The sequence below is a fragment of the Sulfurovum sp. genome (assembly GCF_049668085.1).
Lineage (GTDB): Bacteria > Campylobacterota > Campylobacteria > Campylobacterales > Sulfurovaceae > Sulfurovum.
On sequence record NZ_JBATIY010000025.1, the window covers coordinates 1 to 23,891 of the forward strand.

The following is a 23,891-nucleotide window of genomic DNA, read 5'->3' on the forward strand; positions in this document are numbered from 1 at the left end:
GAATTATAGTGCACATGAAAGTGTACAGAAACTGCTTTTTATCATTTCTGTGATCGTTGTAGGGTTCTTTGAATTCGGTGTACGTATGGAGGGTGGATATAAGAATCTGATGGAAGGTAGTTCTGTATCACATGATTACCTTTTGTATGTATTGATCTTTCATATCATCATCTCTGTGATTACATTGATCCTATGGGTAAAAACACTTTATAGTGCAAAGCGCTATAAAAAACAATCTGCGCTTCCAGGATTGTATGCTCAAACACATAAAAGAGATGGGCAATGGACCTTTATAGGCATTATATTAACCATGTTGACAGGTGCTTGGGTTTATGCGTTACTCTTTGTATTTTAAAGATGAAAAAGATTGCAATTTCTGCATGTCTTTTAGGTGAAAAATGTCGCTATGATGCGACAGATAATAAAAATGAAATACTTTTAGAACAACTAAAAGATGCCCAACTTATTCCTTTTTGTCCAGAAGATTTTGCTTTTGGTTCACCTCGTCCAACAATGGACTTGTTAGAAACAGAAGAAGGGTCTAAAGCCATATCTAATTTAAATGGTGAAGATTTATCTACTCCTATTATTCAATATGCTACACTGTTTTTTCAGAGACATAGTGAGTTGGATCTGTTTATTGGCAAAGACAGAAGTCCAAGTTGTGGTGTCTGTTCTGCAAGAGTGTATGATGAAGAAAAAAACCTACTCTCTTCAAAAGAAGCAGGTCTTATGGCTAAGGAAGCGAAAAAACGAAATATACCCTGCATAGATGCAGAAGATTTTAAGGGATTAGTATGAGAATAATATGGATAGTACTGCTAAGTACATTGCTTTTAACCGCAAGCTCACATCACGAAGATATTACCAAGCAAGCTATCGTCAAAATTTACACTACGTCAAAAATACCAAACTATCAAGAGCCATGGAACAGTTCCATGCGAAGCAGCACAGGTTCAGGTGCTATTATTGAGGGAGAGTATATTCTCACCAATGCACATGTTGTTGCCAATCAAGCTTTTATAGAGGTGCAGCGATATGGACAACGTAAACGTTATATTGCTAAAGTTTATGCTGTTTCTCATCAAGCAGACTTGGCACTTTTGAAAGTAGAGGAAAAGGCATTTTTTGAAGGGGTGATACCATTAACATTTGGATCACTTCCAAAAGTTGAACAAAAAATAGTTGTCTATGGCTATCCTATGGGAGGGAATACACTCTCTGCAACTATCGGAGTGGTTTCACGGGTCGAACATCATGTGTATGCACACAGCGGGGAAGCTTTTCTGGCAGTGCAGGTCGATGCTGCAGTAAACCCTGGAAACTCCGGTGGTCCGGCACTTTCAGATGGTAAGATTGTCGGTGTTGTGATGCAGGTCATTACTAAGTCTCAAAACATTGGTTATCTGGTACCTGTAAATATGGTGCAGCATTTTATAGAAGATATGAAAGATGGCACATGTGATGGTTTTGCTGATCTGGGTTTAGGCACACAGAAATTAGAAAACCCTGCCATCAGACGTTATTATGGGCTTGATGATAATGTGAGTGGAAAGCTCATCGTAAAAGTGGTACACAATTCATCCGTGTCAGCATCTTTGCAAGAAGGTGACATCTTAACGGCAGTGGATGGACACAATGTGGAGAATGACGGTACAGTAGAATTTAGAAATCATGAGTATACGCATTATCAGCACTATGTCGACGCCTATCAGATGGGTGAAACTGTGAAGCTTGATATTATTAGAGATCAGAAAAAGATGCAGGTGGAAGCACCATTAGAGCATGTAGCTGATGATATGTATCTAGTAAAAACAACACGTTATGATACCATGCCGAAGTATTTTGTCTATGGCGGATATGTTTTTTCTCCTTTAACGAGAAACCTTATCGTTTCTACAAAGCTTAATCGTTTAAAATTGAGTTATTTGGCTTCAAAATGGCAAGAAGATGATAAAAGTGAAGTGGTGGTCCTGCTTAAAGTATTGGCTTCAGATATGAGTAGGGGAGACAATGATTTTGCCATGTGGCCTATTGATAAGATCAATGGAGAACCATTTAAAGACTTTGAGGAGTTTTATCAAAAGATGCAGGCGGCCAAAAGTGAATATATTGTGCTAGAAGATAATGACGGTGTTAAAGTGATCATAGACAAAGAAGAAGCACAAATGAAACAGAATGCTATACTTAAAAAGTATAATATTGAGTTTGATAAGTCGATAGATCTAAGGAAATAGAAGAATCATCAGAACATAATCTTTTGCCTGCCACAACTGAAAATGATGATTTAGTGTATTATTTTTTTTCTTTAGGTGGTATGAGTCTATCATCTTGACCGATATGTTTTCTGTACTCCAATTCTTTTGGATCTCTTCTCATAATATGAAAGAACATAAACACATATCCACCTACAACAACTGCCAGGATTATAAGGCAGAATATTATTATTTTCCAAAGTTCCATACATAACTCCTTAGTTATTTATATTCCATCCCAATCTTACATATGATATAAACATTTAGCTGTAGAGGGACAAACAAAATGAGATATATTGACTTCTTACATTATACCTTTTTAATAAGTGCTTATAAGAGTATACAATAAAAACGTTAAGTATTACTTAACGTTTTTATTGATCTAAATTGATCATAATTATCAAATTAGGTAACTTATATTGTCATAAGTGATGCTTGCTTTCTCAATATTGTGTATAGTATTGTAACAAATAATTTAAATAGGATAAAAATAGTCCTATTTAGTAGAATTTATTTTTAAAAATACGTTACTTTCCGAATACACATTGAAGTAAAGGAATATAAATGTCAAAATTATCAAAAATTATATGGTCAATAGTCGATCGATTACCTGCACTGGGTATTTATTCATTGTTACTAATAGTAAATGCCTTCAGTCAATCAACATATATTCAAGTATCGCAAAGCAATACCTCAAACAAAGGATAAAACATGGGAATAGATAGTCTACTCATACCAGCAGTCATGTTTTTTGCACTGGGTGTTATCGCAAAGCTAATAAATTCAGACCTTAAGTTTCCTGAAGGAATGAGTAAAGGTATAGGTCTTTATTTACTAATGGCCATTGGTTTAAAAGGTGGTATTGCATTAAGTAAAGCAGATTTTCAATTGGCAGTTGAGTCGATTATCTGGGCTACGATCTTAGGTTTTTTACTACCGATAATCGGTTATGGACTGTTACGTTTTAGAAATAAGATCAATCAGTTTGATGCAGCAGCAATAGCTGCACACTATGGTTCGGTGAGTGCTGCGACATTCTTGACCGCCGTTGCATTTTTAGAAGTTTCCGGTGTCACCTATGAGAGTTATCCTATCGTGATGATGGTGATCATGGAATCACCTGCAATCATCGTGGGACTTATGATGGCAGCCTTTGTAAGAAAGCGTCTGGCCGCTGAAAAAGGGACTGCTGAAGTAAAAACTGAGTGGGGACCTCTGCTTCATGAAGCTTTTACAAACGGAAGTGTGGTCGTCTTGCTGGGTGCACTCCTGATTGGCGCAACAGCATCTCCAGAATCTCTTGCAAAAGTGACACCGTTCACACAAGATATCTTCATGGGAGTTCTATGTCTATTCTTATTGGATATGGGTATTGAGGCTGCCAAAAAAGCAGATACACTTAAGAGAGCGGGTGTTATACTTGTCTCTTTTGGTATGATCATGCCGCTTATAGGTGGTACGCTTGGTATCATCATCGGTGGATCAATCCTTGAATTTTCAGTGGGTGGAACGTTCTTGTTAGCCATCTTATCGGCTAGTGCTTCATATATCGCCGTGCCTCCGGCAATGCGTTATGGAGTTCCAGAAGCAAATCCATCTTACTATCTAACATTGTCTTTGGGGGTGACTTTCCCTTTCAATGTTGTTGTCGGAATCCCGCTCTTCTATCAAATGACGATTTGGTATATAGGGTCTTAAAGCGTAATTTAATCACAACTAAAAGGAGTTATGAATGTCAATAGAGATGTATGCAGGAAAATCAGTACAAATTATTATCAACAGTACGTTTGAAAATAAATTAATTAAAATTCTTAAAAATATCGGGATCACCGGCTATACCCAATTAAATGCACGTGGAGATGGCGAGTCAGGTGTACAGGACGGACACTCTGATGGAGAGTCGAATGTCATGTTTGTTGTTGTAGTGTCCAATGAACTGGCAGATAATTTGATAAAAAATTTAAATACCTATAGAGAGATGGGGCATCACATATTTGTGTATATGCATGAGGCACAGATATTAAATGCTGATAAGTGTGATAGTTCTAAGCCTAAGTGTCCAGGATGGACATTTTAAAGGATCGACAAACGTGATGTTTGTTGTTATCACAGATAATGAACCTCACTAATGAAAGAGATGCAACATTGAGATGATTATCTCTCTATTTACATATATTTAACTTATATAGATTATAATTTCGTCCGATTCGTATTTTATTAATTGTATAAGGAGTATATATGTATCACACCATAAAACAGTTTGTCGAGAATTCTAAGTTTCAAAACTTTATCATAGGGCTTATAGTTCTCAATGGTATTACTATGGGGTTTGAAACATCATAAAGTTTTGCTGCAGATTATCATACTTTTTTTGCGTGGTTTAATTTCTTTGTTATCACTACTTTTACAATAGAGATCATTTTAAGGATCTACGTATACAAAGGAGCATTTTTCAGAGATTCATGGTCTCTGTTTGATTTTACCGTTGTCGCGATCTCTTTGGTTCCTGCAAGCGGTGGATTTGAGATATTTAGGGTATTACGGGTACTGAGACTTTTCAGACTTATCACGGTTGTACCACAAATGAGGAAGATCATTGCTGCATTGTTGAGTGTGATCCCTGGTATAGCATCTATCGCAGGACTACTAACGCTCTTTTTCTATATTTTTGCTATTATGTCAACTCAGTTATTTGGAGAAAAGTTTCCGGAGTGGTTCGGGACACTGGGCGAGTCATTTTATACATTGTTCCAAATCATGACATTAGAGTCATGGTCTATGGGAATCGTACGACCAATTATGGAAGTCTATCCTCTTGCATGGGTATTCTTTATTCCGTTTATTTTTTTAGCGACCTTTATTATCGTTAATCTTATCATTGCTATTGTTGTAGATGCAATGAATGAGATGAATGCCCAGGAAGAAGAGCATATTGTAAATGAAGTTCATTTGGCGGAAGATACAGCAAGGTTGGAAATTCAAAAGTTGCGCAATGATATAAAAGAGCTCAAAGAGTTAGTCGTATCCAAATAAAAACAATATAAGGAAAGATAAATGAAACTATATGCCCCATGGGAAAAAGCCTTTAAAAAAGTTGCAACACCATTTGAACACTTTATCCATGCGCAGACTACTACAGGTGTGATCTTAATGTTTATGACTATATTGGCACTCATACTTGCCAATTCACCATTAGCAGAGCATTACGCACATTTCTTTCATACAAAAATAGATTTGGATATTGGTTCATGGCAACTCTCTCATACCATTCATCACTGGATAAACGATGGTCTTATGGCTATTTTCTTTTTTATTATCGGGCTAGAGATAAAAAGGGAGATATCGGTAGGGGAGCTTTCCAATATCAAAGTGGCTCTCTTACCTATTTTGGCTGCTATTGGCGGAATGGTTTTCCCTGCATTGATCTATCTTAGCATCAACTCGGGTACTGCTGGAGCAAATGGATGGGGAATCCCCATGGCTACAGACATTGCATTTGCCATTAGTGCTTTGGTGTTGTTAGGAAAAAGAGTGTCTCCGGCACTGGTCACATTTTTGGTTGCATTGGCTATTGTTGATGACCTTGGTGCAGTGATGGTGATAGCACTCTTTTATACAGAACAGATACATATGGTACCTCTTATGTTAGCTGGAGCCTCTTTTCTAATTTTAGTATTATTTAACCGTTTTGGTATTCATATGATCTTACCGTACTTCATTGTGGGGCTTTTTTTGTGGTTCTTTATGCTTGAATCTGGTGTACATGCAACAATAGCCGGAGTCATAGCTGCACTAGCCATACCTTCAAGACCTAAACTTTCAGCAGTAGGTTTTAGAAAAAATGCAAAAAAACTGCTTGATGAATATGACTCTTATCCTATAGATAGTAAGCTTGGTATGAATGAAAGACAAAAAGCGATACTTCTTAAACTCGAAAGCAATATCAATGCCATTGGTACTCCTGCTGCAAGACTAGAAAGGGATCTACATTTACCTGTTGCCCTTTTCGTTATTCCTTTATTTGCATTGGCAAATGCTGGAATAGCCATTGATTTTGGATCTATAGGTACAACCATTTTGGAGCCTGTATCAATGGGAATCATTGGAGGTCTTATACTTGGAAAAGTGCTTGGAATATTTGGGATAGCATGGTTAGCCATCAAGTTAAAAATAGCAACACTTCCACAAGACAGTAGTATGAGCCAAATTTTTGGTGTGGCGTTTCTTGGAGGTATCGGTTTTACCATGTCTATTTTTGTTGCAGACTTGGCATTTGTAAATAGTCCAGAACTTATTTTTCAAGCTAAGGTAGGGATTTTGGCAGCTTCTTTATTTGCTGGACTGTTTGGTTATTCCTGGCTAAGATTTATAGCAAAATAAGCATCAAGTATCCTATTTTCAAAACCTTATAAAATATATCACTTTATAAGGTTTCTATCTCAAATTTTAATCAAGTATTTTTGATATACTCTAAATGATAAAATATCAGCTATAAAAGAAAATTAAAAACAGATATTGAAGGTTAAAAATGAGAGATATTCGTATATGCTATTTTGGAGATTCTTTTGTTAATGGTACAGGAGATCCAACTAAACTTGGTTGGACTGGAAGACTCAGTGCAAGTTCTCAAAACAACAATCTAGATATTACACATTATAATCTCGGCATTAGAAGAGAAACATCTGAAGATATATTAAAAAGATGGGAATTAGAATGTCAATTAAGGTTGCCTAAGGCATCAGAAAACAAAGTTGTTTTTTCATTCGGTGTCAATGATACAATGATCGAAAATGGACAAAGAAGAGTATCTTTGGAAAATAGTATTGAAAATGCTAAAACTATCTTAGTCAATGCATCAAGAAAATATGATGTCATAATGATTGGCATGCCTCCAATTGCTGATGTCGAACAAAATGAAAGTATTAAAGAGTTAGATCGTAAATATCATGCGCTATGCAATGAATTGAATATTCCATATCTATCAATATTTAATAGACTCGTTCATGATACAATATGGAAAGATGAAGTTGCATTAAATGATGGTGCTCACCCTAGAGATAAAGGTTATGATATATTGGCAAATTTTATAAAAAATTGGAGTGCTTGGGTGGTTTAGAGACTAATAGAATATTGCCGAGAAAAATGAATTCAAAACATCTGCTTCTTATAAAATATATAACTTTATAAGGTTTTTATTTTCAATTAGAGTATAATTATCAATTTTAATCAGCATTTACGATATAAAAGAAAAAATAATGAAAAACTTAATGTTTATAGTGTTTATTTACAATGGCACGATTAATCCCATAAGAAAGTAAACTCATGCAAAAATATATATTTTTAATACTTACCCTAATGTGCGTTGTTTTTGCCCAACAAACATCCTCTTATGTTGGCGAAAAAGCCTGTGCAGAGTGTCACAGTAAAGAGATGCATGAATGGCAAGGTTCACATCATGACCTGGCGATGATGGTAGCTGATGAAAAGTCTGTCAAGGGAGACTTTAACAATGCAACCTTTAACTACAATGGAATCATGACCACTTTCTATAAAAAAGACGGAAAATACATGGTACGTACCGACAGTGAAGACGGTACACTCAAAGACTATGAGATCTCCTATACCTTTGGTATCTACCCTCTGCAACAGTACATGATCAAGTTTCCAAAAGGAAATATACAGGTTATGGACATCGCTTGGGATAGCCGAAGTGAAGAAGAGGGTGGACAGCGCTGGTACCATATACATGTGGATGATAATGTTACAGCAGGAGATCCACTTCACTGGACCGGTCCAAACCTGAACTGGAACTACATGTGTGCAGACTGTCACAGTACCAATCTAAAAAAGAATTATGATGTGGAGACAAAAAGTTACCATACAACATGGGATATGATGAATGTTTCCTGTGAAGCCTGTCATGGTCCTGCATCTAAACATATAGAGTGGAGCAAAGACCAGAAATCAGATATAAAACACAAAGGTTTTACCCTCTCTTTGAACTACAAGAGCGGTAAAAGGAATCGTAATACAATAAAAAGATCAGATCTGACCGACAAAGAGATAGACGTATGTGCCAAATGTCATTCAAGACGTTCTCAAATCGATGATAACTTTACACCAGGCGACAGATTTACAGATCATTATTTACCTGTAACATTGGCTGAGAGTCTTTATTTTGCTGATGGAAAGATACAGGATGAGGTCTATGTCTATGATTCTTTTCTGCAAAGCAAAATGTATGAAAAAGGGGTTACTTGTACGAATTGCCATAATCCCCATACACTTGATCGAAGAGCAGCAGGTGACAAGGTGTGTTCTCAGTGTCATCAGGAAGAAAAATATACTGCTCCGTCACATCATAAACACAAAGAAGGTAGCACAGGAAGTTCTTGTATAGCCTGTCACATGCCTGCACGTACCTATATGGGTGTAGACAGTCGTAATGACCACAGTTTCCGTGTACCAAGACCAGATCTTTCGGTTGACATGAAAGAGATCCCTAATGCCTGTAACCTTTGCCATACAGACAAAGAAGCCAAATGGGCAGCAGATGCGATGAAAACCTGGTATGGTAAACCCCCTGTCGGAAAACAAAACTTTGCCCATTCTCTTAAGGCCTTGAGATCAAACAGTCAGGATGCACCTAAACAGCTTTATAATGTACTCATGAGTGATGCCCCTGGCATTGCAAAGGCTACAGTGATAGAGTACTTAGGTAATTATCCTTCAAAACAGACCTATACAACTACGCTTCAGATGCTTAGAAATTCTGACCCGATGATACGAAGAGCTGCACTGCAATCTTTAGAAGCTTTCCCTCCAAAAATGCGTATGAAAAATACTTTTGAAATGCTGTCTGACCCTGTAAAAATAGTGAGGATGGAAGCAGCACGCCAACTTGCTGCCTTTTCTTTGGGAGACGTAGATAAAGAGACGAAAGAGGTACTGAAGAAGGCATTTGATGAGTATGAAAAAGTACTCCTGTTTACTGCAGAACGACCTGAATCACAATTATCATTGGCAATGTTCTATGTCAATCGAAAGATGCCTGAAAAAGCAGAAACAGCGTATGTAGAAGCGATGCGTCTTCAGCCTAAGTTCGTCCCTGTCTACATTAACTACAGTAATTTTCTAGTCCAACAGGGAGAAAACAAAAAAGCATTTGAGATCTTACAAAAAGGTGTAGACAATGTTTCAAACATAGCCATACTTCATCATGCATTAGGTTTATGGTACGTACGCAATAAAGAGCCAAAAAAAGCCATCTCAGAATTCAAAAAGTCTGTGGATCTAGATAAGGACGATGCACGATTCAGCTACGTCTATGCTGTCTCTATTGGAGAAGAAAATCCAAAAGAGGCTATAAAAGTTTTAGAAGAGGTCTACCCAAAACATACGGGAGATATGCAAATTGTTTCGGGGTTGGTTTATTACACTAAAAAAGTAGGAGATAAGGCTAAGAGTGAAATGTATGAGAAGAAGTTTAAAGAGTTACAGAACTTTTCTGTACGCTAGAGAAAAGTTCAGATACTAAATCAACAGATACACATAGGTTCAGGTTGATTTTGAAGTGGTTATTCGTACTTCTTGAACTGCTGCAACCACTCTTTATCTTCTTCGCTGAGTGTTCCTACTCTTTCAAGCAGTTTTTTCTTGGTAGCGATGAGATCTTCTATTTCAAGATAAGCTAAAAGAGCGGGGTTGATAGTTGGTTCTTCTCTACCATAAGCGATCAGTTTTTCTATATCTGCCAGTAATTTTTCTTTTGAGTGTTCATTTTCTTTATTCATTCTGTTATACTACCCAAAAAGAAATAATAAAGGATGCAGTATGTTAGAAGTAGGAACAGAAGTACCAGATTTTTGTTTGCCAAATCAGGATGAAGAAGAGATCTGTCTTAGAGACATTAAAGGAAGATGGATCGTACTTTACTTTTATCCGAAAGACAACACACCAGGATGTACGACAGAAGCCTGTGATTTTACTGCAGCACTTCCCGATTTTACCGGTTTAGATGCTATTGTTTTAGGAGTGAGTCCAGATTCTCCGGAAAAGCATAGAAAATTTATAGAGAAAAAAGAGCTTGGTATCACATTGTTAGCAGATGAAGAAAAAGAACTTTGTAATCTTTTTGGTATCTGGCAGCTAAAGAAATTCATGGGTAAAGAGTATATGGGTGTGGTACGTTCTACCTTTATTATAGATCCCGATGGAAAAATAGCTGCAAATTGGACAAAAGTAAGAGTCAAAGAACATGTGGATGCGGTGAAAGCCAAACTCCAAGAGTTACAGGCATAATCTCCGATACAATCAGAGGCACCCATAAGGGGTGTCTCTGCAAACTCCTCCCAAATTTATATTCATTTAAACATCATTTCGGTATAATCGCGTTCCTTATTCTCTAAGAGGCTATGAAAACGGCTTGAATAATGGAAATACTCATGTAGTTATTCCTTGACTGGTTGCACATAACGTGTTGATGACTACAGCGGACGATTTGGATGATTATCAATCCAACTCTTAAACCTAGTGATGAAGCTATGCTTTTAACTGAGTTTTTACAGTGTAAAAATTCTATTAACGATATACCAAGGAGAAACTTATGGTAACAATGAAAGACTTACTCGAATGTGGTGTACACTTCGGACACCAAACAAGAAGATGGAATCCAAAAATGAAAAAATTCATTTTCGGTGCAAGAAAGAACATCTATATTATCGACCTTCAAAAAACACTTAGATATTTCAAATATACTTACAATGTTGTAAGAGATGCAGCAGCTGAAGGACAAACAGTACTTTTCGTAGGTACTAAAAAACAAGCTAGACAAGCAGTTAAAGAGCACGCTGAAAGATGCGGTATGCCTTACGTTGCAACTAGATGGTTAGGTGGAATGTTAACAAACTACCCAACAATGAAAAAATCTATCAGAAAACTTGAGATCATCGAGCAAATGGAAGAGACTGGTCAGATCAACCTTCTTACTAAGAAAGAAGCATTGATGCTTAAGAGAAAGAAAGAGAAATTAAGCTCTTACCTTGAAGGTTTCAGACACATGAAAAAACTTCCAGACATGATGTTCGTTGTGGATTCTGTGAAAGAACACATTGCTGTTAAAGAAGCAAGAAGACTTGGTATGAAAGTTGTTGCACCACTTGACACTAACTGTGATCCTGATATGGTTGATTATCCAATCCCAGGAAATGATGATGCTATCCGTTCAATCAACCTTTTCTGTAAAGAAATGGCTGAAGCGATCATCGAAGGTAAAGCTATATATGCTGAGGCTAATGGTGGTGATGTTGAAGAAGCAACAAGTGAAGAAGTAGCAGAAGTTATGGCTGAAGCAGCTGCTGAACCAGCATCTGAAGAAGAAGTTGCAGCACTTGCAGAAGAGAAAGCAGCACCTGCTCCTAAAGCTGAGAAAAAAGCTGACGACCTTACTAAGATCGCTGGTGTTGGTAAAGTATACCAAGGTAAACTCAATGATGAAGGTTTCCATACATTCGCAGACGTAGCAAACATGACTGATGCTCAAATTGAAGTAATGGAAGAAAAATACAGCTTTAAAGGTAACTTTAGAGACGCTGTTGCATCTGCAAAAGAATTGGCGGAGGCGTAATCATGGCAAACTTTGGACCTAAAGATATCAAAAAACTCAGAGAGATGACTGATGCAGGAATGATGGACTGTAAAAAAGCATTGACTGAAGCTGATGGAGATATGGACAAAGCTGTTGCATGGCTTAGAGACCAGGGTATGGGTGCTGCAGCGAAAAAAGCTGGTAAAACAGCTGCTGAAGGTTCTGTTGCCGTTAAAGTTGAAGGTAAAAAAGCAGTGATCATTGAGATCAACTCGCAAACTGACTTTGTGGCACAGAATGATAAGTTTAAAGCATTGCTTTCAACGGTTGTAAACCATGCATTTGATAACGATCTTGCTGATGCAGATGCGATCAATGCTTCAACGATCAATGGTGAGCCGTTTGCTGAGTATCTTTCACAGCAAGTTGCTACTATCGGTGAAAAACTTGTAGTAAGAAGAGCTGCACTTATTAATGCTGATGAGAACACAGCAGTAAACGGTTATGTTCACTCTAACTCTCAAAATGGTGTGATCATTGAAGCAAAATGTGACTCTGCTGCAACTGCTGAAGCGATGACTCCAGTACTTAAAGAGATAGCAATGCACGCAGCTGCTATGGCACCAAGTACACTTTCTTTCAAAGATTTTGATGCTGATTTTGTAGAAGAAGAGACTAAAGGTAGAATCATTGCTATTGAAAAAGAGAATGAAGAGCTTGTTCGTTTAGGTAAAACACTTAAAAATGTTCCTCAATATATCTCTATGAGTCAATTGACTGAAGAGGTTATGGCTGAAGCAGAAGAAGCACTTAAAGCAGTATTGGCTTCTGAAGGTAAACCAGAGAAGATCTGGGACAAGATCCTTCCAGGTAAGATCGCAAGATTTATCGCTGACAATACAACACTTGACCAAGAGCAGTGTCTTCTTGATCAGAACTTTGTAATGGATGACTCTAAGACAGTTCTTGCATATGTTCAAGAAAAAGCAAAAGCTGCTGGCGGTTCTGCTGATATCGTACATTTCGTAAGATTAGAAGTAGGTGAAGGAATTGAAGTAGTAGAAGAAGATTTCGCTGCTGAAGTTGCTGCACAAATGGGCTAATAGCTCTTCTATTTTACTGCACCTTTGAGGGAGTTTGTTCGGTCATATACTGACCGTATGCTCCCTCTCAACAACCCTCAACTTTACAGCAAACTAAAAGACTACTTCTAGAAAAATCATAAATCATAAATTACAACACTTCTTACTTTGTTTATGTTAAAATATGCCATGAAGTGGAACGGAATCCACACCTGCAAAATAATCTAAAGGCAACAGATGTCCCAATATTTATTGGAAGCAAAAAATATTTCTCACGGTTTTGATACACTTTTGTTTCATGATGTAAACTTCTCTTTGAAGCCTTCACAGAGTGCAGCTATCATTGGACGAAGCGGTTGTGGAAAGTCAACACTTTTACATATATTCTCAACATTTATTAAACCTGATAAGGGTACGGTAACTCTTTTAGGAAAAGACCTTTACACGCTTAACGATAAGGCTATTGAATCACTACGCCGTTATGATATAGGGATCATCTTTCAGTTTCACTACCTGTTTAAAGGTATGTCAGCCATGGAAAATGTCGAAGTTGCCAGTATGTTAAGCGCAGAGAAGATCGATGATGCCATACTCGAAAAACTGGAAATAAAAGAACTGATGAAACAAAAGGTAGGGGAACTTTCAGGCGGGCAGCAGCAACGTGTCTCTATCGCCAGAGTGTTAAGTAAAAACCCGCGTATCATCTTTGCAGATGAACCTACTGGAAACTTAGATAAAGAGACTGCTAAACTTGTGATGGATGTACTTTTGGATTATACTAAAGAGACAGGTGCCGGACTTCTACTGGTAACCCACGATGAAAGCATGGAGGCACGTTGCGATATTGCGTATAGCATCGAAGATAAAATATTGAAGGAGAAGGTATGAAAATAGATCTAATGAACGTACTCTATACCACTTCTATGATCCTTTTGTCTTTTGTTGCTGCGATCGTTGTGACCAAAACGATTTCTAAATATGTTAAAAAAGAGAAAGAGAAAGAGAAAGAGGAAGAGAAGTAGCTCTATCTACTTTGTACCTCTATTTTGCCTGAGCAATAAGCACACCTTCGAGTAACTTATCTATATCTCCATCAAGAATGGCATCTACATTAGTAAAAGCTTGATTGGAACGGGTGTCTTTAACCTGCTGGTAAGGTTGCATGACGTAAGAGCGTATCTGATGTCCCCAGCCTATATCTGATTTTTCAACACCATCTAAAATCGCTTGTTTTTTAGCCATCTCATACTCATAGAGACGTGATTTAAGCATCTTCATGGCCGCAGCTTTATTCTTATGTTGACTTCTGTCATTTTGACATTGTACGATGATATTTGTGGGTAAGTGAGTAAGACGGATGGCAGATTCTGTTTTGTTGACATGTTGTCCGCCTGCACCTGAGGCACGGTAGGTATCCACCCTCAAGTCTTTGTCTTCAATAGTAATGTCTATATCATCATCAACTTCGGGTGAGACCATGACTGATGAAAATGAAGTATGACGTTTGGCATTAGAATCAAAAGGAGAGATACGTACCAGTCTATGGATCCCATTTTCAACCTTGAGGTACCCATAGGCATTTTCACCTTTGATGATGAAAGAGACATCTTTGATACCAGCTTCTTCTCCAGCTTGATAGTCCAGTCCTTCGACTTTAAAACCATGTCTCTCTGCCCACCGTAAATACATACGATAGAGCATACTTGCCCAATCTTGAGATTCTGTTCCACCAGCGCCTGGATGTATAGAGACAATAGCATTGGCTCCATCATGTTCACCGCTGAGCATCATTTGTACTTCCAGTGCATTGGTACTCTCCTGTAAGCTCTCTGCATCTTCATAGAGCATCTCTAAAGTCTCTTCATCGTTCTCTGCTTTAGAGAGTTCAAAGTATTCACTGGCATCATGTACTGCATCATAGGCATTGTTATAGGTTGCCAAGATACGTTCTGCTTTGGTTTTTTCCTGTGAGACCTTTCCTGCATTGGTTGCATCGTTCCAAAACTCCGGGTCTTGTTGTATCTCTTCTATCTCTGTAAGTCTTGCTTGCAACACATCAGGTTTTACAATATTTTTAATATTATCCATTTTGATAGTAAGTGATTTAAGTAATTCGCTGTATTCGTATGCATCCATAGTAGAAACCTAGTGTAATTTTGATATGATTTTATCAAAATATAGTGAAATATGAGGTTAGAGATGGTTATCGTTCAGACAATAGAGGCATTAGAAGAAGCAAAAAATGCATTAACGGGTTCAATAGGTTTTGTCCCTACAATGGGAGCACTTCACAAAGGTCATCTTGCGCTTATACAACAAGCCAAACAAGAAAATGATCATCTCATTGTTTCTATTTTTGTTAACCCTACACAGTTTTTAGAAGGGGAAGATCTAGATGCCTATCCACGTAAAGAAGAAGCAGATATAAAGATATGTAAATTGGCAGGTGTAGATATACTTTTTATGCCTACTATAGATGTGATGTATGAAGAAGATGAACTTTGTATCGGTGCACCTGCAGTGCGTGGGTATATTTTAGAAGGAGAAAAACGTCCTGGTCATTTTGACGGTATGCTTCAAGTGGTCATGAAACTTCTTAATCTCAGTGGTGCTACGAATGCCTATTTTGGGAAAAAAGATGCACAACAGTTAGCGCTTATCACACAAATGGTCAAGAATTATTTTATGGATGTTAATATTATTCCTTGTAATATAGTAAGAGATGATAATGGTCTTGCACTGAGTAGTCGTAATGTCTATTTGGAAGGTGAAGAAAAAACACGTGCACTTTGTATTTCCCGTTCACTGAAACGTGCAACGAATATGATCATAGCAGGTGAACGTAATACTGAAGTGATTAAAAAAGAGATGTTAAGTGTACTCGAAGATGCTGATCAAGTAGAGTATATCGCGATTGTTGATAGAGAATTTAACGCTGTTGATAATGTCGAAATAGGTAATACTATTATTCTTGTTGCGGCATGGGTAGGTAAACCTAGATTGATCGATAATTTGTGGATCTAGAAGAGATCCTCAAAAAGTTCATGCGGTGATTTATCTTTGGCAGGTGTTGTATTCACTGATTTAGGTTCAGGTTGAGGTTTTGGTGTAGGTGTTTTTTCAATTTTAAAAAGTTCTTTGACTGTAGGTGATGGTTTTCTAACCGGTTCTGCTATGACTTTTTTCTTTTTTTCTGTTTGTTTCACTTCTGGTTTATGTATGATTTTAGGTGGGCTTTTTGGTTCCACTTTGATCTCCGGACTGACTACTTCTACTCCGCCTTCTGGTTTAAGATAATCGAGCTCTACAAGTATGTCTGTAATCCTCCTAAATGTTGGTACGGCTGATTGTGATGCAAAGTATTTAAAGCGTTTCTTCGCACGAATGACCATCACTCCGATCGTATATTTATGTCCTTCTTTATCATTGGCAAAGCCATAAAAACTACTGTGATACTCTCTTACATAGCGACCTTTTTTTGCAATGTGTGCAGTTCCTGTTTTTCCACCGATCTCAAGCCCTGGATACTGTGCTGCAACACCGGTACCTCGCTTGACAACTTCCAGAAGCATGTCATGCACCTGGTTGGCCGCTTTCTTGCTGACGGCTTGACTATTTCCAATGGTAGGAGAAAGCGTATAGTGCTTACCCTGAGCATCTTGTAGATAATCTACCAATCGAGGAGTGACGGCTAATCCATCATTGTTAAATGCAGAGTAGGCTTTCATCAGTTGAGTGAAAGTGACCATCATACCATAGCCAAAGGCAGAGTTGGCTCTATGCATTTTATGATCTAGTAATCTAAGTGGTTTGAGGGAACCAGGCAGATCACGTGAGAGGTCTATTCCTGTTTTTTGAGCGAGACCAAATTTGAGTAATCCTTCTCTAAACTCTTTTCCTGAGAGCTTCCATGAGATCTGAGATGTCCCAATATTTGAAGAGTGTACAATGATATCAGTCACTGGAATAGATTCAAAATAATCATCATCACTTACACTTTGACCACCGGTAATATCAAATTTTTTATATCCTGTTTTAAACCATGTATCCGGTGTGATCCTTTTTTTATCCAGTGCAAGGGCAATGGTAAGAGGCTTGAGTACTGAACCTGCTTCATAAGGATATTCTGTAAACTTGGGAACAAGTGCTGCGATATCTTTTTGTTGAATGTGTGAAGGATCATAACGATTTGAACTTGCCATGCTCAGTACTTTTCCGGTTTTACTCTCCATAACCCCTGCAATGATCTCATCAGCATCAATGCTCAGTTTCATTTGGTCAAGCATGAGTTCCACGCGTCTTTGTAAAGCTAGAGGAATATTCAGATGAAGATCCAGTCCGTCCACACGTTGTAGTTTGATACTGTTCTTGTCATGAATGACTGTACCGCCTACATCACGTTTGCCTTTAAAGTATCCATTTTTTTTCGATGTAATATGCTTTTCATATGAACGTTCAAGACCCTTTTTACCTGAAGTACGGGTGTATCTACCATCACTTTTGTTGCCTACATAGCCTAAGATAGGACTTAATACATCTCTCAGAGGGAAACGTCTGCTTTCACCATTTTCTATGATATCCAGACCATACACCACTTCTATACCGCTACGGGTCTTGATGGATTGAAAAACATCCAGTTTTCGTAGTTTGTAAGCGAGTGACTTGAGTTGCATAGCAGAGCGTGAATTAATGGTTTTGGAGAGGATAATATTACCCTTTATCTCTTTGCCTTTACGATTTTTAAATTTTTTAAGAAGATCTTCTTCAGGGATGCCGCTGTAAATACTGAAAAGTTTGACAAAAAGGGCTTTTTTTTCAGGTACGATACTTGCACCTCGTATGACAGCTTGGTAGGTTTTTTGGGAACTGCTGAGTGTATACCCATCTTCAGAAATAATGGCTCCACGGAATGAACGGTCATGTATGGTTGAGTTATGACTGGGGATTCGTCTGTCTGATGAGATAGTTTTAAGGACTGAAAATAAAAAAATAGTCATCATAAGCAGTAAGAATAAAAAAAGTACAGAAATTTTGTTCTTTCTTTGGTGTATTGCTTTATTTTGTATTTCTTTATTCATATTTCCCTCTTATAGAGTGTAATTTTATCAAAGTTATCTGTTAAATCTGATAAAATACCCATTATTAATAAAAGAGAATACAATATGATAGATAAACCCCTTTTAGCAAGTGTTATGCTCCTTTTAACACTTTCATTAGTGATGAGTTATTCTCTCTCCACGTATACCGTAGTACATTTTAATTATATGGATTTTCACTTTTTTATACGGCAAATGATGGCTATATTTATAGGGTTTGTTACGATGGTACTCTTAAGTAAAATGGACCCTGATAAATGGTTTTCTAGAGTAGGTATGTTGTTGTTTGTGATCTTTTTTATGTTAATGATAGTGATGCAGTTTTTACCTTCTTCACTGGTGAATGCAGTGGGAGGTGCCAAAAGGTGGATACGTGTAGGACCAATGTCTATTGCCCCCGTTGAGTTCTTCAAAGTGGGATTCATTTTCTTTTTGGCGTGGAGCTTTTCACGTAAATTATTGGATAAAACAAAAATGGGATTTTGGGAAGAAGTACGGGCCTTCACACCCTATCTTTTTGTTTTCCTTGTGGCAGTTGTGATCATTGCTGTATTTCAAAAAGATCTAGGTCAAGTTGTAGTGTTAGGTGTAACATTAACGATACTGTTCTTGTTTATTGGAAGTTCCTGGAAATTTTTCCTCACATTGATCTCGGGTGGATTTGCGGCATTCATAGGGCTAATCCTCTTTGCCCCGCACCGTATGGCACGGATCAAAAGTTGGTGGGGTACCGTACAAGACAGCATCCTTTCTGTTTTACCTTTTGAATCGGTGCAAAATCTTCGTATTGAAACAGGAAAAGAACCCTATCAGATCTCTAATTCCCTTAATGCTATTCATAATGGGGGACTCTGGGGAGAGGGCTTAGGCAATGGTCAGTTTAAATTAGGATATTTGAGTGAGGTTCATACGGACTTTATTTTGGCAGGCATTACAGAAGAGTTAGGGTTTCTTGGACTTGTTTTGGTGACGCTGACCATGTTGTTCATTGTATTTCGTATTTTTAAGATCGCCTCAAAAGTGAAAAACCCTATGTATTATCTTTTTTCTATAGGCATCGGGTTGCTGATCTCATTGGCATTTATTCTTAACTCTTATGGTATCTCCGGGATCACACCTATTAAAGGAATTGCCGTACCGTTCTTGAGTTATGGAGGTTCACATATATGGGCTTCTTGTATCGCTATAGGTATGGTGTTGATGATCTCTAAAAAAGTACCAAGAGACGCTCAAGGGAGAATACGATGAGTATCGTGATGACAGGTGGTGGAACAGGTGGACATTTGGCTATCATTAAAGCGGTAAAAGAGCATTTGAAAGATGAAGAGTTAATTTACATCGGTTCAACCAAAGGACAGGATAAACAGTGGTTTGAAGATGATGATGACTTTTCATACACCTATTTTTTTGAAACACGTGGTGTTGTCAATCAAGGTGCATTAGGTAAGGTCAAATCTCTTTTGATGATGACCAAAGCAACGATGAAAGCCATAAAACTTTTAAGAAAACACAAGGCAAAAGTAGTTTTTTCGGTAGGTGGTTTCTCTGCCGCAGCTACTGCATTTGCAGCGAAGATATTGCGTATTCCTTTAGTGATTCATGAACAAAATGCAGCACTTGGTTCACTCAACAAATTACTCAAGCCCTATGCCACAGCATTTATCTCTTCGTATCTTGAAGAGAGTCCCATTAAAGCATATCCGATCAAGAAGGTATTTTTTGAGAATGCCCGTATACGTGATAAGGTTAGAACTATGATCTTTCTTGGAGGATCTCAAGGAGCAAAAGCTATTAACAATCTGGCTTTGCAGATAGCACCACAACTGAAAGAAAGAGGCATTAAGATCATCCATCAAGCGGGTCAAAATAATATTGATGAGGTGCAAAAAGCCTATCATGATCTAGGTATAGAGGCTGAAGTATTTGGTTTTACAGATAAACTGGCAGACTATATGAATGAAGCAGATTTTGCCTGTGCGCGTTCAGGTGCATCAACACTGTGGGAACTTTCTGCTACAGCGGTACCTACCTTGTACATTCCGTATCCTTATGCTGCAAGTGACCATCAGTTTCATAATGCACAGTTTTTGGTAGAGAAGAATCTTGCCTGGATCATGAGAGAAAATGAGATCAATACTGAAAAAGTTTTGGCACTGTTGGATGAAGATCTGGCAGATAAAAGCCGAGGGCTCATAGAGATCGTTGAAAAGAACGGAAGTGAAAAGATCGCAAGGTTATTAACACAAATCTAACACGATTATTCAATATCATCCTGTATAAATAGATCAAAAGGGTTTATGATGAAAAAGTTTATGATATTTATGGTGTCAGTACTATCTGTTATGGTATTGAGTGGTTGTGGTGGGGGAAGTAGTGATGATTATGAAGAGCCTTATAATGATGGTTTAACCACTCTGTTTTTAGTGGATCAAGATGGTTATTCCTATTCGGGTATTCCGTATACGTGTGACTCTATGAATTATTGGGATGAAACTGCACCTAATGGTGAGTTTTCTTTTTATCCTGGAGAAGATTGTGAGTTTGATTTTTATGGTTTGGATGGGAATTATTTTAATGACCCGTATGTAGATCATATTATCCGTATTACAGATGATCTTGATTATGGCAAAGGAGGTATTGACTATGAATGTGCTTCTTTTGGTATCGGGACCACCTATGGTGATGGCAGTTTTGACTATGATATAGATGATCAGTGTGTTTTTTATCTCTAAAAATATAGATATTCTTACTTCATGATTCAAGTATAGAAATCATGAAGTAATTAAATATTTATCGCTTTACCTTCAAATAACCACATTTTAGATAAAATATCTTCAATTTATACAACACAATTTTAGGATCATTTTATCATGGATATCAGAAAAGAATTTCTAGACTTTTTTCAAAGTAAAGGGCATCAGCTTATACCAAGTTCCCCACTTGTACCAGAAGACCCGACACTCATGTTTACCAATGCAGGTATGGTACAATTTAAGAACATTTTTACAGGTGAAGCACCCATCCCTGCAACACCTCGTGCTACATCTTCACAAACCTGTTTAAGAGCAGGTGGAAAACATAATGACCTTGATAATGTCGGTTATACTGCACGTCACCATACACTTTTTGAAATGTTGGGGAACTTCTCTTTTGCTGATTATTTTAAAGAAGAAGCCATTGCATATGCATGGGAGTTCATTACAGACGAGAAGTATTTGAATCTTCCAGTTGATAAACTATGGGTAACGGTCCATGACAGTGATGATGAAGCGGAAGAGATGTGGAAAAAGCATATAGCATCAGATCGTATTCTTCGTTTTGGTGATGCTGACAATTTCTGGCAGATGGGTGACACAGGTCCTTGTGGTCCTTGTTCTGAAATTTTCTATGACCAGGGTGAAGAAAACTTTGGTGGTCCGGAAGATAAAATGGGCGGAGAGGGTGATAGATTTTTAGAGATCTGGAACTTGGTATTTATGCAGTATTTTCGTGATGAAACGGGTACACTTAATCCCTTGCCTAAACCAAGCATCGATACAGGTATGGGACTTGAGAGAGTGATTGCCATTAAAGAGGGTAAGTTAAACAATTACCACTCGTCACTCTTTATGCCATTCCTTGAAAAAATAGGTGAACTTGTAGGTGCACCGTATGATTTTGAGGCAGCCAACTCTGCTTCTTACCGAGTGATTGCAGATCACTTACGATCTTGTTCTTTCTTACTGGCTCAAGGTGTAAACTTTGACAAAGAAGGGCGTGGGTATGTACTTCGTCGTATCATGCGTCGAGCGATTCGTCACGGATACCTTCTTGGACTTCGTGAACCGTTCATGTATAAACTTGTTGATACTTTAGTGGCACTGATGGGTGAACAGTATGACTATCTTACAAGTAGATCTGAAGCGATCAAAACATCTATGAAAATGGAAGAAGAGCGTTTCTTCGATACGATCGAAGCGGGTATCAAACTCTTTAATGAAGAATTGAAAAACACTACTGATGTGTTTAATGGTGAAGTAGCGTTTAAACTCTATGACACGTATGGTTTCCCTCTTGACCTTACAGAAGACATGCTTCGTGAAAAAAATATCACGCTGGATATTGATGCGTTCGACGCGAAGATGGAAACACAAAAAGCACAATCAAAAGCCAACTGGAAAGGTACAGGTGATGCTGCTGAAACAGGTGATTTTAAAGTGTTAAAAGAGAAGTTTGATACCAATGAATTTGTAGGTTACACAAGTAACACAGCACAGGCTAAAGTACTGGCATTGCTTGATGAGAGCTTTAAAGAAGTACAGAGCATTGATGGCAAGGGTTGGGTACTTCTTGACAAAACACCATTTTACGCAGAGTCAGGTGGACAGACAGGTGATAGTGGGACACTTAACACAGATGTAAAAGTACTTGATACAAGAAAGTTCTTAGAAATGAACCTCTCTGAAGTGAAAGGTAAACTCTCTGTAGGTGATGAGATAGAAGCAGTCGTAGATAACAGTCGTATCGAGATAGAGAAACATCACTCTGCGACGCATTTGCTTCATGCTGCACTTAGAGATATCCTGGGAGACCATATCGCTCAAGCAGGTTCACTTAATGATGACAAAAGATTGCGTTTTGACTTCTCTCATCCGCAAGCGATGACGGCTGATGAGATCAGTAAAGTAGAAGCATGGGTGAACAATAGGATCAGTAGAGGCATTGCAGGTAAAACGGAAGTGATGTCTGTGGATGAAGCGAAGAGCTCCGGTGCGATGGCACTCTTTGGTGAAAAATATGGTGATGAAGTGCGTGTGGTAAGTTTTGCCGAAGACTCTATAGAACTTTGTGGTGGGACACATGTAGGGAATGCTTCTCAAATAGGTCTTTTTATGATCACTAAAGAGAGTGGTGTAAGTGCCGGTGTGAGACGTATAGAGGCTGTTTGTGGAAATGCTGCAAGAGAAGCCGTAAATGCGTTAAGAGATGAACTCAACAGCGTTAAAACAGAGCTCAAGAATCAAAATCCGATAGCAGGTATCACTAAACTCAAAGAGCAGGTGAAAACACTTAAAGGTGAATTGGCTTCAGTAATGAGCAGCAGTCAAAAAGAGTTAACAGCCGTTGAAGTGAATGGTGTGAATATCATCGTAGAAGAAGTTGAAAATGGTGATATTAAAACGATGATCGATGAGCTTAAGAACAAATATGAAAATATCGCTGTGATGCTCTTTATGAAAAAAGGTGACAAAGTGATGTTGGCTGCAGGGTCTAAAAATACAGCAATCAAAGCAGGTGACTGGATCAAGTCAATCGCTCCGATCGTTGGTGGCGGTGGTGGTGGACGTCCTGACTTCGCACAGGCAGGTGGGAAAGATCCGAGTAAGATCACTACAGCGCTTGAAGAAGCAAAAGTTTATTTGAGTGAAGTGTTAGAAGGGGGAAATTAACATGACAGAATTATTTAACAACTATGGCCATTTGTTGGTCTTTTTACACGTACTTTCTGCCTTTATCTGGGTAGGCGGTATGATCGCGATCCGTGTCGCAGTACATCCAGTAATTAGCAGAGGCGGTGTAACCGCGGCGGGGATGTTGCAAAACGATGTAATGGATTCAATGTTGAAACCTAAACAAAGATTAGGTATCACATTGCAGATCACAGGTAGACTCTTTAATCTTGTGATACCTTTCATTGTAATTTTATTTGCCACAGGTTTGATCATGGCGATAGCTACAGGGGGACATCATGGTGATTTGAAATCACTTTTTCTTTCTAAAGAGATACTTTGGACGATCATGACAGTCAATTACATCTATATGTATAGCAAACGTGCAAAAGCATGGAAGCTATTTTCTCAAGGTGAGGTAGCACTCGCTAAAGCACAGATGA

22 protein-coding genes and 2 pseudogenes are annotated in these 23,891 nt (G+C 38.1%); 20 read left to right on the plus strand and 4 right to left on the minus strand.

Annotation, left to right across the window (positions count from 1 at the left end; translation table 11 throughout):
* The 3 genes from WBM70_RS01910 to WBM70_RS01920 all read left to right on the plus strand — a co-directional run.
* Positions 1-355: DUF420 domain-containing protein (locus tag WBM70_RS01910; RefSeq protein WP_424556830.1), on the plus strand; the 355-nt coding region annotated here is incomplete at its 5' end.
* A gap of 2 nt (positions 356-357) precedes the next feature.
* The gene (locus tag WBM70_RS01915) at positions 358-801 is read left to right on the plus strand and encodes a DUF523 domain-containing protein (protein WP_424556831.1); all 444 of its coding nucleotides are present in this window, start codon (positions 358-360) and stop codon (positions 799-801) included.
* On the plus strand, positions 798-2,237 hold the full coding sequence (locus WBM70_RS01920) for a PDZ domain-containing protein (protein ID WP_424556832.1): 1,440 nt from the start codon (positions 798-800) through the stop codon (positions 2,235-2,237). The genes WBM70_RS01915 and WBM70_RS01920 overlap by 4 nt, the downstream gene beginning before the upstream one ends.
* Positions 2,238-2,295: 58 nt before the next feature.
* Here the strand turns inward: WBM70_RS01920 and WBM70_RS01925 are convergent, their stop codons facing one another.
* Entirely contained in the window at positions 2,296-2,463 is a 168-nt protein-coding gene (locus tag WBM70_RS01925) for a hypothetical protein (protein ID WP_424556833.1), read from the minus strand.
* A 503-nt stretch (positions 2,464-2,966) separates the two neighbouring features.
* Between WBM70_RS01925 and WBM70_RS01930 the strand changes: the two genes are divergently transcribed.
* The 6 genes and pseudogenes from WBM70_RS01930 to WBM70_RS01955 all read left to right on the plus strand — a co-directional run bounded on the left by WBM70_RS01930 (position 2,967) and on the right by WBM70_RS01955 (position 9,773).
* A complete protein-coding gene (locus WBM70_RS01930) occupies positions 2,967-3,953 on the plus strand; it encodes a sodium-dependent bicarbonate transport family permease (RefSeq protein WP_424556834.1) in 987 nt (328 codons plus the stop codon).
* A 34-nt stretch (positions 3,954-3,987) separates the two neighbouring features.
* A complete protein-coding gene (locus WBM70_RS01935; RefSeq protein ID WP_424556835.1) occupies positions 3,988-4,332 on the plus strand; it encodes a P-II family nitrogen regulator in 345 nt (114 codons plus the stop codon).
* Between the two features lie 299 nt (positions 4,333-4,631).
* A pseudogene (locus WBM70_RS01940) lies at positions 4,632-5,288 on the plus strand (ion transporter); the annotation flags it as partial.
* 21 nt (positions 5,289-5,309) lie between these two features.
* The gene (nhaA, locus tag WBM70_RS01945; RefSeq protein ID WP_424556836.1) at positions 5,310-6,635 is read left to right on the plus strand and encodes a Na+/H+ antiporter NhaA; all 1,326 of its coding nucleotides are present in this window, start codon (positions 5,310-5,312) and stop codon (positions 6,633-6,635) included.
* A 148-nt stretch (positions 6,636-6,783) separates the two neighbouring features.
* Positions 6,784-7,371 (plus strand): GDSL-type esterase/lipase family protein, encoded by a 588-nt coding sequence (locus WBM70_RS01950; RefSeq protein ID WP_424556837.1) that lies wholly within the window; start codon positions 6,784-6,786, stop codon positions 7,369-7,371.
* A 239-nt stretch (positions 7,372-7,610) separates the two neighbouring features.
* A complete protein-coding gene (locus WBM70_RS01955) occupies positions 7,611-9,773 on the plus strand; it encodes a multiheme c-type cytochrome (protein WP_424556838.1) in 2,163 nt (720 codons plus the stop codon).
* Between the two features lie 59 nt (positions 9,774-9,832).
* Here WBM70_RS01955 and WBM70_RS01960 read toward each other — a convergent pair whose 3' ends face one another.
* Positions 9,833-10,048 carry a hypothetical protein gene (locus tag WBM70_RS01960; protein WP_424556839.1) on the minus strand — a complete coding sequence of 72 codons (216 nt, stop codon included), beginning with the start codon at positions 10,046-10,048 and terminating at the stop codon, positions 9,833-9,835.
* Between the two features lie 40 nt (positions 10,049-10,088).
* On the opposite strand from WBM70_RS01960, the gene bcp reads away from it, so the two are divergent.
* The 5 genes and pseudogenes from bcp (at position 10,089) to WBM70_RS01985 (ending at position 13,945) form a co-directional block, all read left to right on the plus strand.
* Positions 10,089-10,556 (plus strand): thioredoxin-dependent thiol peroxidase, encoded by a 468-nt coding sequence (bcp, locus tag WBM70_RS01965; protein WP_424556840.1) that lies wholly within the window; start codon positions 10,089-10,091, stop codon positions 10,554-10,556.
* A 304-nt stretch (positions 10,557-10,860) separates the two neighbouring features.
* Positions 10,861-11,634: pseudogene (rpsB, locus tag WBM70_RS01970) on the plus strand (30S ribosomal protein S2); the annotation flags it as partial.
* A 248-nt stretch (positions 11,635-11,882) separates the two neighbouring features.
* Positions 11,883-12,944 (plus strand): translation elongation factor Ts, encoded by a 1,062-nt coding sequence (tsf, locus tag WBM70_RS01975; RefSeq protein ID WP_424556841.1) that lies wholly within the window; start codon positions 11,883-11,885, stop codon positions 12,942-12,944.
* 216 nt (positions 12,945-13,160) lie between these two features.
* Entirely contained in the window at positions 13,161-13,811 is a 651-nt protein-coding gene (locus WBM70_RS01980; protein WP_424556842.1) for an ABC transporter ATP-binding protein, read from the plus strand.
* Positions 13,808-13,945: a hypothetical protein gene (locus WBM70_RS01985; protein WP_424556843.1), complete on the plus strand. Its 138-nt coding sequence runs from the start codon at positions 13,808-13,810 to the stop codon at positions 13,943-13,945. The genes WBM70_RS01980 and WBM70_RS01985 overlap by 4 nt, the downstream gene beginning before the upstream one ends.
* Before the next feature lie 19 nt (positions 13,946-13,964).
* On the opposite strand, the gene prfB is transcribed toward WBM70_RS01985, so the two are convergent.
* Positions 13,965-15,059, minus strand: coding sequence for a peptide chain release factor 2 (prfB, locus tag WBM70_RS01990; protein WP_424556844.1), 1,095 nt, complete (start codon positions 15,057-15,059; stop codon positions 13,965-13,967).
* Positions 15,060-15,122: 63 nt separating this feature from the next.
* On the opposite strand from prfB, the gene panC reads away from it, so the two are divergent.
* A complete protein-coding gene (panC, locus tag WBM70_RS01995) occupies positions 15,123-15,947 on the plus strand; it encodes a pantoate--beta-alanine ligase (RefSeq protein ID WP_424556851.1) in 825 nt (274 codons plus the stop codon).
* Here panC and WBM70_RS02000 read toward each other — a convergent pair.
* Positions 15,944-18,001 carry a penicillin-binding transpeptidase domain-containing protein gene (locus WBM70_RS02000; protein ID WP_424556845.1) on the minus strand — a complete coding sequence of 686 codons (2,058 nt, stop codon included), beginning with the start codon at positions 17,999-18,001 and terminating at the stop codon, positions 15,944-15,946. The genes panC and WBM70_RS02000 overlap by 4 nt on opposite strands.
* Positions 18,002-18,085: 84 nt before the next feature.
* Here WBM70_RS02000 and WBM70_RS02005 point away from each other — a divergent pair, with 84 nt between their 5' ends.
* From WBM70_RS02005 to WBM70_RS02025, 5 genes are all read left to right on the plus strand, one after another.
* The gene (locus tag WBM70_RS02005; protein WP_424556846.1) at positions 18,086-19,267 is read left to right on the plus strand and encodes an FtsW/RodA/SpoVE family cell cycle protein; all 1,182 of its coding nucleotides are present in this window, start codon (positions 18,086-18,088) and stop codon (positions 19,265-19,267) included.
* Positions 19,264-20,271 (plus strand): undecaprenyldiphospho-muramoylpentapeptide beta-N-acetylglucosaminyltransferase, encoded by a 1,008-nt coding sequence (gene murG, locus WBM70_RS02010; RefSeq protein WP_424556847.1) that lies wholly within the window; start codon positions 19,264-19,266, stop codon positions 20,269-20,271. The genes WBM70_RS02005 and murG overlap by 4 nt, the downstream gene beginning before the upstream one ends.
* Before the next feature lie 48 nt (positions 20,272-20,319).
* Positions 20,320-20,751, plus strand: a complete 432-nt coding sequence (locus WBM70_RS02015; RefSeq protein WP_424556848.1) for a hypothetical protein — start codon at positions 20,320-20,322, stop codon at positions 20,749-20,751.
* Positions 20,752-20,889: 138 nt separating this feature from the next.
* On the plus strand, positions 20,890-23,448 hold the full coding sequence (alaS, locus tag WBM70_RS02020; protein ID WP_424556849.1) for an alanine--tRNA ligase: 2,559 nt from the start codon (positions 20,890-20,892) through the stop codon (positions 23,446-23,448).
* A 1-nt stretch (position 23,449) separates the two neighbouring features.
* Positions 23,450-23,891: hypothetical protein (locus WBM70_RS02025; RefSeq protein ID WP_424556850.1), on the plus strand; the 442-nt coding region annotated here is incomplete at its 3' end.

Coding starts and splice junctions, on each gene's coding strand:
- WBM70_RS01950 (WP_424556837.1), top strand. CDS start 6,784: ATGAGAGATATTCGTATATGCTATTTTGGAGATTCTTTTGTTAATGGT.
- WBM70_RS01935 (WP_424556835.1), top strand. CDS start 3,988: ATGTCAATAGAGATGTATGCAGGAAAATCAGTACAAATTATTATCAAC.
- alaS (WP_424556849.1), top strand. CDS start 20,890: ATGGATATCAGAAAAGAATTTCTAGACTTTTTTCAAAGTAAAGGGCAT.
- WBM70_RS01925 (WP_424556833.1), bottom strand. CDS start 2,463: ATGGAACTTTGGAAAATAATAATATTCTGCCTTATAATCCTGGCAGTT.
- WBM70_RS02015 (WP_424556848.1), top strand. CDS start 20,320: ATGAAAAAGTTTATGATATTTATGGTGTCAGTACTATCTGTTATGGTA.
- tsf (WP_424556841.1), top strand. CDS start 11,883: ATGGCAAACTTTGGACCTAAAGATATCAAAAAACTCAGAGAGATGACT.
- WBM70_RS01915 (WP_424556831.1), top strand. CDS start 358: ATGAAAAAGATTGCAATTTCTGCATGTCTTTTAGGTGAAAAATGTCGC.
- nhaA (WP_424556836.1), top strand. CDS start 5,310: ATGAAACTATATGCCCCATGGGAAAAAGCCTTTAAAAAAGTTGCAACA.
- WBM70_RS01960 (WP_424556839.1), bottom strand. CDS start 10,048: ATGAATAAAGAAAATGAACACTCAAAAGAAAAATTACTGGCAGATATA.
- WBM70_RS01930 (WP_424556834.1), top strand. CDS start 2,967: ATGGGAATAGATAGTCTACTCATACCAGCAGTCATGTTTTTTGCACTG.
- WBM70_RS01955 (WP_424556838.1), top strand. CDS start 7,611: ATGTGCGTTGTTTTTGCCCAACAAACATCCTCTTATGTTGGCGAAAAA.
- murG (WP_424556847.1), top strand. CDS start 19,264: ATGAGTATCGTGATGACAGGTGGTGGAACAGGTGGACATTTGGCTATC.
- WBM70_RS01920 (WP_424556832.1), top strand. CDS start 798: ATGAGAATAATATGGATAGTACTGCTAAGTACATTGCTTTTAACCGCA.
- WBM70_RS02000 (WP_424556845.1), bottom strand. CDS start 18,001: ATGAATAAAGAAATACAAAATAAAGCAATACACCAAAGAAAGAACAAA.
- WBM70_RS01980 (WP_424556842.1), top strand. CDS start 13,161: ATGTCCCAATATTTATTGGAAGCAAAAAATATTTCTCACGGTTTTGAT.
- bcp (WP_424556840.1), top strand. CDS start 10,089: ATGTTAGAAGTAGGAACAGAAGTACCAGATTTTTGTTTGCCAAATCAG.
- WBM70_RS01985 (WP_424556843.1), top strand. CDS start 13,808: ATGAAAATAGATCTAATGAACGTACTCTATACCACTTCTATGATCCTT.
- prfB (WP_424556844.1), bottom strand. CDS start 15,059: ATGGATGCATACGAATACAGCGAATTACTTAAATCACTTACTATCAAA.
- WBM70_RS02005 (WP_424556846.1), top strand. CDS start 18,086: ATGATAGATAAACCCCTTTTAGCAAGTGTTATGCTCCTTTTAACACTT.
- panC (WP_424556851.1), top strand. CDS start 15,123: ATGGTTATCGTTCAGACAATAGAGGCATTAGAAGAAGCAAAAAATGCA.